Origin of the sequence: Pseudomonas juntendi (assembly GCF_021560075.1) — a bacterium.
Lineage (GTDB): Bacteria > Pseudomonadota > Gammaproteobacteria > Pseudomonadales > Pseudomonadaceae > Aquipseudomonas > Aquipseudomonas juntendi.
This window is the reverse complement of the sequence record NZ_CP091088.1, coordinates 831,147-845,362: the sequence shown is the minus strand read 5'-3', so window position 1 is coordinate 845,362 and position 14,216 is coordinate 831,147. Positions and strand designations below refer to the sequence as shown.

Here is a 14,216-nt window from a genome sequence, read left to right as displayed (position 1 = left end):
AACGCCCGGCGGCATGGACGACCAGCAGTAAGGGAACTATGTGAAGCGAAGCAGTCCGCTGTCACCGTTGTTGCTTGGAGCCTGCGGGCTCCTGGCCCTGAATCTCCAACCGGTTGCCCAGGCAGCCGATGATATAGACCCCCACCTGCGCCACATCGGGCCATCGCTGCTACGCGATGCGCCCGCGGCGGTGCCTGCGCGGCCACCGACCGGCATGGCCCCGGTCGCCAGTGGCGAGCGCCTGGGCCTGACCGAGGCGGTGTTGCAGGCCGCGCAATGGCACCCCAGCATCGCCGAAGCGATCGGCAACCTGTACAAACAGGGCGAAGGCATCAACGTCGCCCGCGCGGGTTACTACCCGCAGATTTCCGGCGGTATCCGCACCGGTTATGACACCGGCTACGGGGGCGATCGCAACAGCCAGGCCCTCAACCTGTCGCTCAAGCAGATGCTCTACGATTTCGGCAAGGTCGACAGCGCCGTCAACGCGGCGCAGGCCGCCGCCGCGCGGGCCCAGGCCAATATCCTGCTGGTGGTGGACGACCTGGCCCGTGACACTGCCTATGCCTGGATCGAAACCCGCCGCTACGAACAGTTGATGGCCATTGCCCGCGAGCAGATCCGCGGCGTGGGCGACATTGCCGGGATGGCTCGCCAGCGCAGCGACATGGGCGCCAGCACCCGCTCCGACGTGGTACAGGCCGAATCCCGCGTGGAAAGCGCCCGCGCCACCCTGGAGGAATATCAGTCGCAATACGAGCGCTGGCGCTCCACCCTGGCCGCGCTGATGGGCCGCGTGACCCCGCCGGCCCTGGCCGAGCAGTCGCCTGCGGCGTTGAACCAGGCCTGCAAGCGGCCTGCGCAAGGCGATGATCGCCTGCCGGCCGTGCTGATGGCCCTGGCCCAGCGTGCGCAAGGCCAGGCAGAGCTGGCCCAGGCCAAGGCCGAGGCCTACCCGACCGTGTCGCTGCAGCCCCAGGTCAACCATTACCTGGACAACGACTACAACCGCGATAACTCACGCATGGACCGCACCCAGGCGGGCATCTACCTCAACGTCGAGGTACCGATCTACCAAGGCGGTGCGATCAGCGCCCGCAGCCGCGCTGCCAGCCACGCCTTGAGCGCCGCCGACTCCGCCGAAGATGCCGCGCGCCTGCAGGCACGGCGTGGCCTGGCCGAGGCTCAGGCACAAACCTCCGGGCTGGGCCGCCGGCTGAGTTCGCTGGAAGCGCGCCAGGTCAGCATCCAGGAGGCGCGCATGCTCTATGGCCGCCAGTATCTGGACCTGGGCACACGGCCGCTGCTCGACCTGCTCAACGCCGAGCAGGAGATCTACCAGTCACGGTTCGAACTTGCCGGCACCCGCTCCGACCTGCTGCGCCTGGATGTCGACTGCCTGTACAACACCGGCGCGCTGCGCGCGGCCTTTGGCCTTGAGGGGCGCAACCTGCAAGGTGTGGAGATCCAGCCATGAGCGATTCGATCAATGTAACCCTGCCCACCCAGCCAGCGGCAGCAGCGCCGGAGGCGGCCCACCGGCCAGACCTGGGGCCGTGGCTGGAGGTGATGCTGCAGGTGGCGCACCACTACCGCCTGGACGTGTCGCCCCAGCGTATTCGCCTGGCGGCGGTGGAGGATGCCCGGCCGCTGGACGAAATTCTTCGCCACATGGCCCGCCAGGCCGGCCTGGCACTGCGCTTCGTGCGCTTCGATGCCAAGGGCCTGCGGCAATGGCGTACACCGCTGGTACTGGAGCTGGACGATGGCCAGTTGGCCGTGGTCGAGGCAGTCACCGAAGAAGATGACCTGGCGGTGGTGTTCGCCGGTGACCAGGGCCTGACCACACGCCTGCCCCGCGACACGCTCAAGGGCCGCATCACCCGGGTTGCGCTGTTGCGCCCGGCGCGGCCGTTGCGCGATGTACGCACCGATGACTACACCGCCCCCTACGACCGCCACTGGTTCGCCCGTATCGTGCTGCGCGACCTGCGCCCCTATGGGCAGGTGATGGTCGCCTCGCTGGTGGCCAACGTGCTGGCGCTGGCCGGGGTGCTGTTTTCGATGCAGGTCTACGACCGTGTGATCCCGGCAGAATCACTGCCCACCTTGTACGTGCTGTTCGGCGGCGTGGTGCTGGCGCTGGTGTTCGACTTCAGCATGCGCCTGCTGCGCCTGAAGGTCACCGACCTGCTCGGCAAGCGCGCCGACCTGCGGGTGAGTGACCTGGTCTATGGCCATGCCTTGCGCCTGCGCAACTCGGTGCGGCCGAAGTCCACCGGTTCGTTCATTTCGCAACTGCGCGAGCTGGAGTCGATCCGCGATTTGATCACCTCCAGTACTGCCACGGCGTTGGCGGACCTGCCATTCTTCCTGCTGTTCTTGTTCGTGTTCTGGCTGATCGGCGGCGTGCTGGTGTTCATTCCGCTGGTGGCGCTGCTGGCCATGCTGCTGCCAGGCCTACTGGCGCAGCGGCGCCTGGCGCGGCTGGCCAACGCCTCGATGCGCGAGTCGGCGCTGCGCAACGCCATGCTGGTGGAAAGCATCCAGGGCCTGGACGAAATCAAGGCGCTGCAGGCCGAAGCACGCTTCGAGCGCCAGTGGAACCAGTACAACGCAGCCTGTGCACACACCAACCTGCGCCTGCGCACGCTCACCAACGGCCTGGTGACCTGGACCCAGAACGTGCAAGGTGCCGTGTTTGCCGTGGTCATCGTGGTCGGTGCACCGATGGTGATCGCCGGCGACCTCACCACCGGTAGCCTGGTGGCGGCGTCGATGCTGTCGTCGCGAATGATGGCGCCGCTGGCCCAGCTGACCCATGTGCTGACCCGCTGGCAGCAGGCCAAGGTCGCCCTGCAAGGCCTGGACAAACTGATGCAGTCGGCGGTCGACCACCCCGAAGGCGAAGCGCGCGTGCACCTGCCGGCAATCCGCGGTGAATATCGCCTGCGCCAGGCCAACTTCCGCTACAGCGAAGAATCTCCCCCGGTGCTCAACATTGGCCAACTGGATATTCAGCCGGGCGAACGCATTGCAGTGCTCGGCCGCAACGGCGCGGGCAAGTCCACCCTGCTGCAGGCGTTGGGCGGGGCCATGGACCTGGTACAGGGCGAGGTCAGCCTGGACGGCATCGCCCTGGCCCACCTCGACCCTGCCGACCTGCGCCGCGACGTAGGCTTGCTGCCGCAGTACGCGCGGCTGTTCCACGGCACCCTGCGGGAAAACCTGACCCTCGGTGCCGGCCAGGCCAGCGACCAGGAACTGGTGGCCGCGCTGGCTGCCACCGGGGCGCTGGACTTTGTCCGCCGCCTGCCCAAGGGTATGGACCACCTGATCCTCGAAGGCGGCCTGGGCCTGTCTGGCGGCCAGCGCCAGGCACTGGTGCTGTCGCGCCTGTTGGTGCGCCAGCCACAGGTGCTGCTGCTGGATGAACCTACGGCATCGCTGGACGACATGACCGAGCGCAAACTGCTGGATAACCTGGAGCGCTTCTGCCAGGGCCGCACGCTGGTGATCGCTACCCACCGCCTGAGCGTGCTGCAACGGGTGGAGCGCATTGTGGTGCTCGACGGTGGGCGCATCGTCATCGATGACACCCGCGATGCCGCATTGGCCAAACTGCAAGGAGCGCAGGCATGAGCAACCACGAACTCCCGGCGTCCTACCTGGACGGGCAGGACGACCGGGCCGTATTCCGCGCCGGGCGCCTCATCACCCTCAGCGCACTGATGCTGGCCGCGTTCCTGGCCTGGGCCGCCTGGTTCGAGGTGACCGAGGTTTCCACCGGTACCGGCAAGGTCATCCCCAGCTCCCGGGAGCAGGTGATCCAGTCGTTCGAAGGGGGGATCGTCGCGCAGATGAACGTGGCCGAAGGCGACCTGGTCGAGCGCGGCCAGGTACTGGCCCAGTTGGACCCGACCAAGACCGCCTCCAGCGTGGGCGAAAGCGAGGCCAAGTACCGCGCCGCCAAGGCCAGCCAGGCCCGGCTGCAGGCCGAGGTGACCGGCAAACCGCTGGCCTTCCCGGCCAGCCTGCGCGACTCGCCCGAACTGATCGAAGCGGAAACGGCGCTGTACCAGACCCGCCGCCGTGGCCTGGAGCAGACCCTGGCCGGCATCGAGGATTCGCTGCGGCTGGTGCGCAGTGAGCTGAAGATCACCGAAAACCTGGCGAAAATGGGCGCCTCCAGCCGGGTCGAGGTCATCCGCCTGAACCGCCAGCGTTCGGAGCTTGAACTCAAAGCCAACGAGGCCCGGTCCGACTACCTGGTGCGCGCCCGGGAGGAGCTGGCCAAGGCCAGCGCCGAGGCCGACAGCCTGTCAGAGGTAATCCGCGGGCGCAGCGACTCGCTCACCCGCCTGACCCTGCGTTCGCCGGTGCGCGGCATCGTCAAGGACATCGAGGTGAACACCCTGGGCGGCGTGGTACAGCCCGGTGGCCAGGTGATGAAAATCGTGCCGATGGACGAGCGCCTGCTGATCGAAACCCGCATCGCCCCGCGCGACATTGCCTTCATCCACCCGGACCAGGCGGCCAAGGTCAAGATCAGTGCCTATGACTATTCGGTGTATGGCGGGCTGGATGGCAAGGTGGTGGGTATTTCGCCGGATACCTTGCAAGACGAGGTGAAACCGGAAATCTACTACTACCGCGTGTTCATCCGTACCGAGCAGGACAGCCTGAAGAACAAGGCCGGCAAGCACTTCGCGATTGTCCCGGGGATGATTGCCACAGTGGATATCCGCACTGGCGAAAAAACCATCCTCGATTACCTGATCAAACCGCTGAACCGGGCCAAGGAGGCCCTGCGCGAGCGCTGATCCACACTGCTGCCAAGCGCTGGCCCTTGTAGGAGCGGCCTCGTGTCGCGAGAGGGCTGCAAAGCAGCCCCTGCAGTTTGTGCATCTGTGCTGAAACCCCGGGGCTGCTTTGCAGCCCTTTCGCGACACGAGGCCGCTCCTACAGGGTTGCTCAGCCTTCTTGATCTGCGGCGGATTGCGCCCTAAAGCCCAGCCTGACCTGGCCGATAACCGGTTATCCCCCCTGTTTCCCACCGAAGGTCACCATGGCCACGCAAAAAGCCCGCGCGGACTCCTTGTCGCTGCTGCTGTTCACCCTGCGCAGCGGCAAGCTGATGGCAATCAACCTGCTCAAGGTCAGCGAGATCATCCCCTGCCCGCCGCTGACCAAGCTGCCCGAGTCGCACCCCCACGTGAAAGGCGTAGCCACCTTGCGTGGCCATTCGTTGTCGGTCATCGACCTGTCCCGTGCCATCGGCGAGCAGCCGCTGGAGGACCCGCAAGGCGGTTGCCTGATCGTCACCGAGATCAGCCGTTCGCGCCAGGGCCTGCACGTGCAGGCCGTAAGCCGCATCGTGCATTGCCTGAGCACCGACATCAAACCGCCGCCCTATGCCTCGGGCAACCGCTCGTTCATCACCGGTGTTACCCGCGTCGACAACTCCTTGGTGCAGGTGCTGGATATCGAGAAGGTCATCCACGGCATTGCCCCGCCTGCGCCAGAGCCAGCGCGCGGCTCAGTAAGCGCAGAAGACGCCAGCCTGCTGGCCGCCACCAATATCCTGGTGGTGGACGACAGCCAGGTGGCCCTGCAGCAGTCGGTGCACACCCTGCGCAACCTGGGCATCGAGTGCCACACCGCGCGCAGCGCCAAGGACGCGATCAATGTGCTGCTGGAACTGCAAGGCACTGCACAGGAGATCAACGTGGTCGTCTCCGATATCGAAATGAGCGAGATGGATGGCTACGCCTTCACCCGAACCCTGCGTGAAACCCCCGACTTCCAGCACCTGTACGTGCTGCTGCACACCTCGCTGGACAGCGCCATGAGCAGCGAGAAGGCAACCCAGGCCGGGGCGAATGCCATCCTCACCAAGTTTTCCTCGCCGGAGCTGACCGATTGTCTGGTGGTGGCAGCACGTGCCGTGGTGTTCGCCGAGCACTGATATATTCAGCGACAAACTCCCCGGCTTGCTGCCGGGGGCAAGTCGGGCATAATTCGGGCCCTCGCAAAAAATTTGCCGGAACCCGCCATGAAGTATCTCAGCTCCATCCTGATCGGCTGCGCCCTTTTCAGCGGTATCGCCCAGGCTTCCAGCAGCCAGGCCTGGAACACGCAGCGCCAGCAGATGCTCAAAGCCTGCCTGGCGGCCAGCCAGTTCAAGGACGCCCACGCCCGCGGCAAGCCCGCCGAATTCGATGACCAGGTAGGCATGAGTGCCTTGCTGGTCGAAGGTGTCTACCCGCAGAAGCACATGCAGCAGCGCACTGGCACCGAGCTGTGCCTGTACGACCGCCAACAGCAGCGTGCCTTCGTCAGCGAATGGAGCCCGCAAGCCAAGTGACCGCCACCTTGCGTTTTGGCTGCACCGGATGCGGCAAGTGCTGCAGCGGCCACCATGTCCCCCTGACCCTGGCCGAGGCAGGCCGCTGGGCACATGACGGCGGTCAGGTGGTTGTGCTGATCGAAGCCTTCGTCACCGATGGCCCGGGCATGCCGGTGGAGCAACGTGAGCATGTGCTGCGCCGGTCGTACCCGGTAGCCTGCGGCAATGGCCAGGCGCGGGTGTCGGTGACCTTTGCCGCGTTCAACCCCGGCCGCTGCCGCAACCTGGACGACAACGACCGCTGCAGCATCTATGAGCAACGGCCGTTGGTTTGCCGCATCTACCCGGTGGAAATCAACCCGCACCTCCCCCTGCGCCCAGAGGCCAAGGACTGCCCGCCAGAAGCCTGGCAGCAGGGGCCTGCGCTGCTTCACGGCACGCAACTGGTGGATGCCGGGCTGGAGGCATTGGTGCAGGCTTCGCGCCAGGCCGACCGTGACGACATTGGCGCCAAGGTGGCGGTGTGCCAGGCACTGGGCATGACCACCAGTGCGCTCAAGGGCAACGGGTTTACCGCCTACCTGCCGGACATGGGCGCGTTTGCCGGGGCGCTGGCGCAGGTGCCGGATGATGACGGTACACAGTGGACCTTGCATGTGGAGGATGAGACGCTGGCGGCGGGCTTGCAGGGGCAGGGTTTGCACACCACCAACGAGCCCCCGGTGTATTACGCCTTTATCGGTTTCTAGCCCTGCAGGTGGTGGGGGCGGGTTCACCCGCGAGGGAGCAGACCGTGCAGCCGGTTATCTGAAACTGACACGGTTGTCAGCCAGCGGTCACGCTGCCGACCCGGTTCGGCGGCTATAAGATGGAATGACTGACCACCCTCCCCATTGGCCAAGGTGCCCGCACCAATGCGACGTCCGTTCCGCTCTGCCTTGCTTGCCGCCTTGGTACTGCTCATCCTGGTAGCAGCGGGAACTTGGTACACCCAGCGCCAGCCTGCCCCCGCCGCCCGCTCGCAAACGGCCATCCCGGTGCGGGTGGTAACCGTCGTCCAACGGGACGTACCCCGCTACGCCAGCGCCATCGGTTCGGTGCTGTCGCTGCACAGCGTCGAGGTGCGCCCGCAGGTCGAGGGGGTACTGACCCAGGTTCTGGTCAAGGAAGGCCAGTGGGTCAAGCAGGGCGACTTGCTCGCCACCCTCGACGACCGCGCCATACAGGCCCAGCTCGACCAGGCGCGCGCCCTGCTCGGCCAAAGCCAGGCGCAGATCCAGGTGGCGGCAGTGGACTTGCGGCGCTACCGCCTGCTCAGCCGCGATAACGGCGTGTCCAGGCAACAGCTCGACCAGCAACAGGCACTGGTCAACCAGTTGCAGGCCACCGTCAAAGGCAACCAGGCAGCCATCGCCAACGCCCAGGTGCAGCTGTCGTATACCCGAATCCGCTCGCCGGTGACTGGCCGGGTGGGCATTCGCAACGTCGACCCGGGCAACCTGGTACGCACCAGCGACACGCAAGGCTTGTTCAGCGTGACGCAGATCGACCCGATCGCCGTCGAGTTCGCCCTGCCCCAGCAAATGCTGCCAACCCTGCAACGCCTGCTCACGGCACCGGCACCTGCGCTGGTGCAGGCGTACATGGACGCTGACGGCGAACGCAGCCTGCTTGGCGAAGGCCACCTGGCGCTGATCGACAACCAGGTTTCCGCCACCACCGGCACCGTGCGGGTCAAAGCCGAATTCGACAACAAGGACGGCCGCCTGTGGCCGGGGCAACTGGTCACCGTCCGCCTGCGCACCGCCCTGCAGGAAAACGCCCTGGTGGTCCCGCCGCCGGTGTTGCAACGTGGGGTGGACGGGCACTTCGTCTACCGCCTGGACGGCGACAAGGTCACCAGCGTGCCGGTCAAGGTGCTGTACCAGGACAGCGAGCTGAACGTTATTGCCGGGGTCGAGCCGGGTGAGCGCCTGGTGCTCGATGGCCAGTCGCGGCTCAAGCCCGGTTCACGGGTAGAGGTCAGCCCCGCTGCGCCTACAGCCCCGGCCATGGCAGACCAGCGGAGCCAGCCATGAACACGCGCAACGGTGTTTCGGCCTGGTGCATCGACCACCCCATCGCCACCTTGCTGCTGACCTTCGCCCTGGTGCTGTTGGGCGCCATCGCCTTCCCACGGCTGCCGGTGGCCCCCTTGCCCGAGGCCGATTTCCCCACCATTCAGGTGACCGCGCAACTGCCCGGCGCCAGCCCGGAAACCATGGCCTCGTCGGTGGCAACGCCGCTGGAGGTGCAATTCAGTGCCATCCCCGGCATGACCCAGATGACCAGCAGCAGCGCGCTGGGCTCGACCACCCTGGTGCTGCAGTTCACCCTCGACAAGAACATCGACACGGCCGCGCAGGAAGTGCAGGCGGCGATCAACACCGCTACTGCGCGCCTGCCGCAAGACCTGCCCAACCCGCCCACCTGGCGCAAGGTAAACCCGGCCGACAGCCCGGTGCTGGTGATGACAGTCAGCTCCAGCCAGATGCCCGGCAACGACCTCAGCGACTACGCCGAAACCTTGCTGGCTCGGCAGTTGAGCCAGATCGAAGGGGTCGGCTTGATCAACATCACCGGGCAACTGCGCCCGGCGATCCGCGTGCAGGCGCAGCCGGAAAAACTCGCCGCCATCGGCCTGACCCTGGCCGACCTGCGCCAGGCCATTGCGCAAACCAGCCTGAACCTGGCCAAGGGCGCCCTGTACGGCGAACACAGCGTGTCGACCCTGGCCGCCAACGACCAGCTGTTCCACCCCGAGGACTACGCGCAACTGATCGTCTCGTACCGCAACGGTAGCCCGGTGTACCTGCGCGACGTGGCCACGGTCGTCAGCGGCGCGGAAAACGCCTACGTCAAGGCCTGGTCCGGCGACCAGCCGGGGCTGAACCTGGTGATCTTCCGCCAGCCCGGCGCCAATATCGTCGACACCGTGGACCGGGTCATGGCCGCGCTGCCCAAGCTGCAGGAAATGCTGCCGGCCTCGGTGGAGGTGTCGGTGCTGCAGGACCGCACGCAAACCATCCGCGCCTCGCTGCATGAGGTGGAACTGACCTTGATGATCGCCGTGGCGCTGGTCATCGGGGTGATGGCGCTGTTCCTGCGCCAGTGGTCGGCGACGCTGGTGGTATCCAGCGTACTCGGGGTATCGCTGATCGCCAGTTGCGCACTGATGTACGTGCTGGGCTTCAGCCTGAACAACCTGACCTTGGTGGCCATCGTCATTTCCGTGGGTTTCGTGGTGGACGATGCCATCGTGGTGGTGGAGAACATCCACCGCCACCTGGAAGCCGGCGACGACAGCCGTACCGCAGCGCTCAAGGGTGCAGGGGAAATCGGCTTCACCGTGGTCTCGATCAGCCTGTCGCTGATCGCAGCGTTCATCCCACTGCTGTTCATGGGCGGGGTGGTTGGCCGGCTGTTCAAGGAATTCGCCCTGACCGCCACATCCACCATCCTGATTTCAGTGGTGGTGTCGCTGACCCTGGCGCCGACCTTGTGTGCGCTGTTCATGCACCGCCCACCTGACGGGCACCAGGGCGGTTTCGGCGAACGCCTGGTCAACTGGTACGAGCGGGGCCTGGACCGTGCCCTCGCCCACCAGCGCGTGACGCTGGGCATGTTCGCAGTGACCCTGGCGCTGGCGGTCGTGGGCTACGTGGCCATCCCCAAGGGCTTTTTCCCGCTGCAGGACACCGGCTTCATCCTTGGCACCAGCGAGGCGGCCGCGGATGTGTCGTACCCGTCGATGATCGAGAAACATCAGGCGCTGGCGAAAATCATCGGTGCCGACCCGGCGGTGCGCGCGTTCTCGCATTCGGTGGGCGTTACCGGCAGCAACCAGACCATCGCCAACGGCCGTTTCTGGATTGCCCTCAAGCCCCGTGGCGAGCGGGATGTCTCGGCCAGCGAACTGATCGACCGCCTGCGCCCCAAGCTGGCCCAGGTGCCGGGGATCGTGCTGTACATGCGCGCCGGCCAGGACATCAACCTCAGCTCCGGCCCTTCACGCACCCAGTACCAGTACGTGCTCAAGAGCAACGACGCCGAGGCGCTCAACCTCTGGACCCAGCGCCTGACCGAGCGGCTGCGCAACAACCCGGCGCTGCGCGACCTGTCCAATGACCTGCAACTGGGGGCCAGCGTCACCCGCATCGACATCGACCGCCAGGCCGCCGCCCGTTTCGGCCTGACCACTACAGACGTCGACCAGGCACTGTACGACGCCTTCGGCCAGCGCCAGATCAGCGAGTTCCAGACCGACACCAACCAGTACAAGGTCATTCTGGAACTGGATGCGCGCCAGCGTGGTAAAGCCGAGAGCCTCAACTACTTCTACCTGCGTTCGCCCCTGAGCAATGAAATGGTGCCCCTGGCGGCCGTGGCCCATGTGGCGCCGCCCAGCACCGGGCCGCTGTCGATCAGCCACGACGGCCTGTTCCCGGCCGCCAACCTGTCGTTCAACCTGGCCCCGGGCGTGGCCCTTGGCGATGCGGTGAGCATCCTTGAACGCACCCAGCGCGAGCTGGGCATGCCCGATTCGATCAGCGGCAACTTCCAGGGCGCGGCGCAGGCCTTCCAAAGCTCGCTGGCGAGCCAGCCTTGGCTGATCCTGGCGGCACTGGTGGCGGTGTACATCATTCTCGGCGTGTTGTACGAAAGTTTTGTCCACCCACTGACGATCATCTCCACCCTGCCCTCGGCGGGCCTTGGCGCGTTGATCCTGCTGTGGGCCATGGGCCAGGACTTCAGCATCATGGGGCTGATCGGCATCGTGCTGCTGATCGGCATCGTCAAGAAAAACGGCATCCTGCTGATCGACTTTGCCCTGCAAGCCCAGCGCCAGCAGGGCCTTTCACCGGAGCAGGCGATTCATCAGGCCTGTTTGACGCGGTTCCGGCCGATCATCATGACCACCCTGGCCGCGCTGCTCGGCGCGGTCCCGCTGATGTTCGGCTTTGGCACCGGCGCCGAATTGCGCCAGCCACTGGGCATTGCCGTGGTCGGCGGCCTGCTGGTGAGCCAGGCGCTGACGCTGTTCACCACCCCGGTCATATACTTGGCCCTGGAGCGCCTGTTCCATCGCCGTCAGGCTGCCCGCGCGGCAGCGCCAAGTGCCAGTTAGGACAAGACCATGCGTGTGCTGATCATCGAAGACGAAGAAAAAACCGCCGACTACCTGCATCGCGGCCTCACCGAGCAAGGCTTCAGTGTGGACCTGGCGCGCGATGGCATCGATGGCCTGCACCTGGCACTGGAGGGCGACTATGCCGTCATTGTGCTGGATGTGATGCTGCCCGGGCTGGACGGCTACGGCGTGCTCCGCGCCCTGCGTGCGCGCAAGCAGACCCCGGTGATCATGCTGACCGCCCGTGAGCGGGTCGAAGACCGTGTCCGTGGCCTGCGCGAAGGCGCCGATGACTACCTGGGCAAGCCATTTTCGTTTCTGGAACTGGTGGCCCGGCTACAGGCACTGACCCGCCGCAGTAGCAGCCATGAGCCCCTGCAGGTTCAGGTGGCCGACCTGTGGATCGACCTGATGGCACGCAAGGCCACGCGGGCCGGCCAGCGCCTGGACCTGACCGCCAAAGAGTTCTCGCTGCTCAGCGTGCTGGCCCGCCGGCAGGGGGAAATCCTGTCGAAGACGGCAATTGCCGAACTGGTCTGGGACATCAATTTCGACAGCGACGCCAACGTGGTCGAGGTCGCGATCAAACGCCTGCGGGCCAAGCTCGACGGGCCGTTCGACCAGAAACTGCTGCACACCATTCGAGGCATGGGTTATGTCCTGGAAAACCGTGCGGGGTAACTCCATTGCGCTGCGTTTGTCGGCGTTGTTCATCCTGGTGGCGTTGGCCGTGTTCCTGCTGATCGGCTCGGCCTTGTATCGCCAGGTCGACCGCAGCCTCGACCTGTTGCCGCAAGCCGAGCTGGAGGCGCGCTTCAGCGTGCTCGAATCCACACTCAACCGCTACGGCACGCCCGAGCACTGGGCCAAGATCATCAACAAGCTGAACCTGCTGAGCGAGGAAGACAAGCGCATCCGTTTCTGGGTGGTCGGTAGCGACCCCGGCTATGAATATGGCAAGCCCAGCGCGCGGGTGCGCCAGTTCGCCGAGGGCGCGCAGGGCATGCGCGACCTGCGCCTGCCGGACCACCCCTACCCGTACAAAGTGCTGGTCAGCGAGCTGCCGGCGCTAGGCCAGCGCCCGCCACTGCGGTTCATGATCGGCATCGACACCGAAACCTTCTGGCAAGCCCAGCACAGCCTGCTGCTGGCGATCATCGGGCTGGCGGTGCTTGGCGTGCTGCTGGCCTCGGTGCTGGGCTACTGGGTCGCGCGCATCGGCTTGCGCCCTTTGCTGGCGCTTTCCAGGGAGGCCCAGGCACTGGCCCCGCCACGCCTGGACGGACGCCTGCAAACCCAGGCCCTGGCCCCTGAGCTGGCGCAGTTCGCCAGTGCCTTCAACGCCGCGCTCGACCGGGTCAGCCAGGCCTACTCACGGCTGGAGGCGTTCAATGCCGACGTTGCCCACGAGCTGCGTTCGCCGCTGACCAACCTGATCGGCCAGACCCAGGTGGCGCTGACCCGCGGGCGCAGCGCCGAGCACTACTTCGAAGTGCTGCAATCGAACCTGGAAGAGCTGGAGCGCCTGCGCAGCATCATCAACGACATGCTGTTCCTGGCCAGTGCCGACCAGGGCAGCAAAGCCACTGCCCTGACCCAGGCATCGCTGGCCGAAGAGGTGGCGACCACACTCGACTACCTTGACTACATTCTCGAAGACGCGCAAGTCAGCGTCAGCGTCAGTGGCGATGCCCAGGTTCCCATCGAAAAAGCCCAATTGCGCCGGGCGTTGATCAACCTGCTGAACAATGCCGTGCAGCATACGGCGCCGCACCAGGTGATCCAGGTAAGGATCGTCCCCGGGCCGCAGCAGGTCAGCATTGCCGTGAGCAACCCGGGGCCTGCGATTGCCGACGAGCACCTGCCGCTGCTGTTCGAGCGTTTCTACCGGGTGGATGCGGCGCGCAGCAACAGCGGGGGCGGGAACCATGGCTTGGGCCTGGCCATCGTCAAGGCAATTGCGCTGATGCATGGCGGGGACGTGTTCGTGCGCAGTGAAGCCGGGGCGAATACATTCGGTATCCAGCTCCCGACCTGTAGGAGCGGCCTTGTGTCGCGATGGGGTGCGAAGCAGCCCCTGGTTCAGTGACAGGGCGGCAATTGCCGGGGCTGCCATGCAGCCCATCGCGACACAAGGCCGCTCCTACATTCTCGAAGACGCGCAAGTCAGCGTCAGCGTCAGTGGCGATGCCCAGGTTCCCATCGAAAAAGCCCAATTGCGCCGGGCGTTGATCAACCTGCTGAACAATGCCGTGCAGCATACGGCGCCGCACCAGGTGATCCAGGTAAGGATCGTCCCCGGGCCGCAGCAGGTCAGCATTGCCGTGAGCAACCCGGGGCCTGCGATTGCCGACGAGCACCTGCCGCTGCTGTTCGAGCGTTTCTACCGGGTGGATGCGGCGCGCAGCAACAGCGGGGGCGGGAACCATGGCTTGGGCCTGGCCATCGTCAAGGCAATTGCGCTGATGCATGGCGGGGACGTGTTCGTGCGCAGTGAAGCCGGGGCGAATACATTCGGTATCCAGCTCCCGACCTGTAGGAGCGGCCTTGTGTCGCGATGGGGTGCGAAGCAGCCCCTGGTTCACTGACCGGGCGGCAATTGTCGGGGCTGCAAAGGCCGCGTCTAGCCTGCGGCTTGCAGACGAAAGCCCTATTGCTTTTTGCGTAGATCGTTACCTTTTGCGCAACAGTGCTTAT

The 14,216-nt window shown here is 65.8% G+C and carries 10 protein-coding genes and 1 pseudogene; all 11 read left to right on the top strand.

What is annotated here, in order from left to right:
* The first annotated feature begins 40 nt into the window (after positions 1-40).
* Positions 41-1,477: a TolC family outer membrane protein gene (locus L1P09_RS03870; protein WP_029886114.1), complete on the top strand. Its 1,437-nt coding sequence runs from the start codon at positions 41-43 to the stop codon at positions 1,475-1,477.
* Entirely contained in the window at positions 1,474-3,642 is a 2,169-nt protein-coding gene (locus tag L1P09_RS03865) for a type I secretion system permease/ATPase (RefSeq protein WP_054881692.1), read from the top strand. Before L1P09_RS03870 ends, L1P09_RS03865 begins: the two co-directional genes overlap by 4 nt.
* Positions 3,639-4,823, top strand: coding sequence for an HlyD family type I secretion periplasmic adaptor subunit (locus L1P09_RS03860; RefSeq protein WP_029886116.1), 1,185 nt, complete (start codon positions 3,639-3,641; stop codon positions 4,821-4,823). Before L1P09_RS03865 ends, L1P09_RS03860 begins: the two co-directional genes overlap by 4 nt.
* Positions 4,824-5,068: 245 nt before the next feature.
* Positions 5,069-5,968 (top strand): chemotaxis protein, encoded by a 900-nt coding sequence (locus L1P09_RS03855; protein ID WP_029886117.1) that lies wholly within the window; start codon positions 5,069-5,071, stop codon positions 5,966-5,968.
* A gap of 87 nt (positions 5,969-6,055) precedes the next feature.
* On the top strand, positions 6,056-6,367 hold the full coding sequence (locus tag L1P09_RS03850) for a hypothetical protein (RefSeq protein WP_009685180.1): 312 nt from the start codon (positions 6,056-6,058) through the stop codon (positions 6,365-6,367).
* On the top strand, positions 6,364-7,098 hold the full coding sequence (locus L1P09_RS03845) for a YkgJ family cysteine cluster protein (RefSeq protein WP_054905374.1): 735 nt from the start codon (positions 6,364-6,366) through the stop codon (positions 7,096-7,098). The genes L1P09_RS03850 and L1P09_RS03845 overlap by 4 nt, the downstream gene beginning before the upstream one ends.
* Before the next feature lie 165 nt (positions 7,099-7,263).
* The gene (locus L1P09_RS03840) at positions 7,264-8,427 is read left to right on the top strand and encodes an efflux RND transporter periplasmic adaptor subunit (protein WP_192441694.1); all 1,164 of its coding nucleotides are present in this window, start codon (positions 7,264-7,266) and stop codon (positions 8,425-8,427) included.
* A complete protein-coding gene (locus L1P09_RS03835; protein ID WP_235768510.1) occupies positions 8,424-11,516 on the top strand; it encodes a multidrug efflux RND transporter permease subunit in 3,093 nt (1,030 codons plus the stop codon). The genes L1P09_RS03840 and L1P09_RS03835 overlap by 4 nt, the downstream gene beginning before the upstream one ends.
* 9 nt (positions 11,517-11,525) lie before the next feature.
* Positions 11,526-12,200: a heavy metal response regulator transcription factor gene (locus tag L1P09_RS03830; protein ID WP_054881694.1), complete on the top strand. Its 675-nt coding sequence runs from the start codon at positions 11,526-11,528 to the stop codon at positions 12,198-12,200.
* Positions 12,175-13,608 (top strand): heavy metal sensor histidine kinase, encoded by a 1,434-nt coding sequence (locus L1P09_RS03825; RefSeq protein ID WP_192441691.1) that lies wholly within the window; start codon positions 12,175-12,177, stop codon positions 13,606-13,608. Before L1P09_RS03830 ends, L1P09_RS03825 begins: the two co-directional genes overlap by 26 nt.
* A gap of 55 nt (positions 13,609-13,663) precedes the next feature.
* A pseudogene (locus L1P09_RS03820) lies at positions 13,664-14,107 on the top strand (ATP-binding protein); the annotation flags it as partial.
* Between the last annotated feature and the right edge of the window lie 109 nt (positions 14,108-14,216).

Coding starts and splice junctions, on each gene's coding strand:
- L1P09_RS03865 (WP_054881692.1), top strand. CDS start 1,474: ATGAGCGATTCGATCAATGTAACCCTGCCCACCCAGCCAGCGGCAGCA.
- L1P09_RS03860 (WP_029886116.1), top strand. CDS start 3,639: ATGAGCAACCACGAACTCCCGGCGTCCTACCTGGACGGGCAGGACGAC.
- L1P09_RS03855 (WP_029886117.1), top strand. CDS start 5,069: ATGGCCACGCAAAAAGCCCGCGCGGACTCCTTGTCGCTGCTGCTGTTC.
- L1P09_RS03850 (WP_009685180.1), top strand. CDS start 6,056: ATGAAGTATCTCAGCTCCATCCTGATCGGCTGCGCCCTTTTCAGCGGT.
- L1P09_RS03840 (WP_192441694.1), top strand. CDS start 7,264: ATGCGACGTCCGTTCCGCTCTGCCTTGCTTGCCGCCTTGGTACTGCTC.
- L1P09_RS03835 (WP_235768510.1), top strand. CDS start 8,424: ATGAACACGCGCAACGGTGTTTCGGCCTGGTGCATCGACCACCCCATC.
- L1P09_RS03830 (WP_054881694.1), top strand. CDS start 11,526: ATGCGTGTGCTGATCATCGAAGACGAAGAAAAAACCGCCGACTACCTG.
- L1P09_RS03825 (WP_192441691.1), top strand. CDS start 12,175: ATGTCCTGGAAAACCGTGCGGGGTAACTCCATTGCGCTGCGTTTGTCG.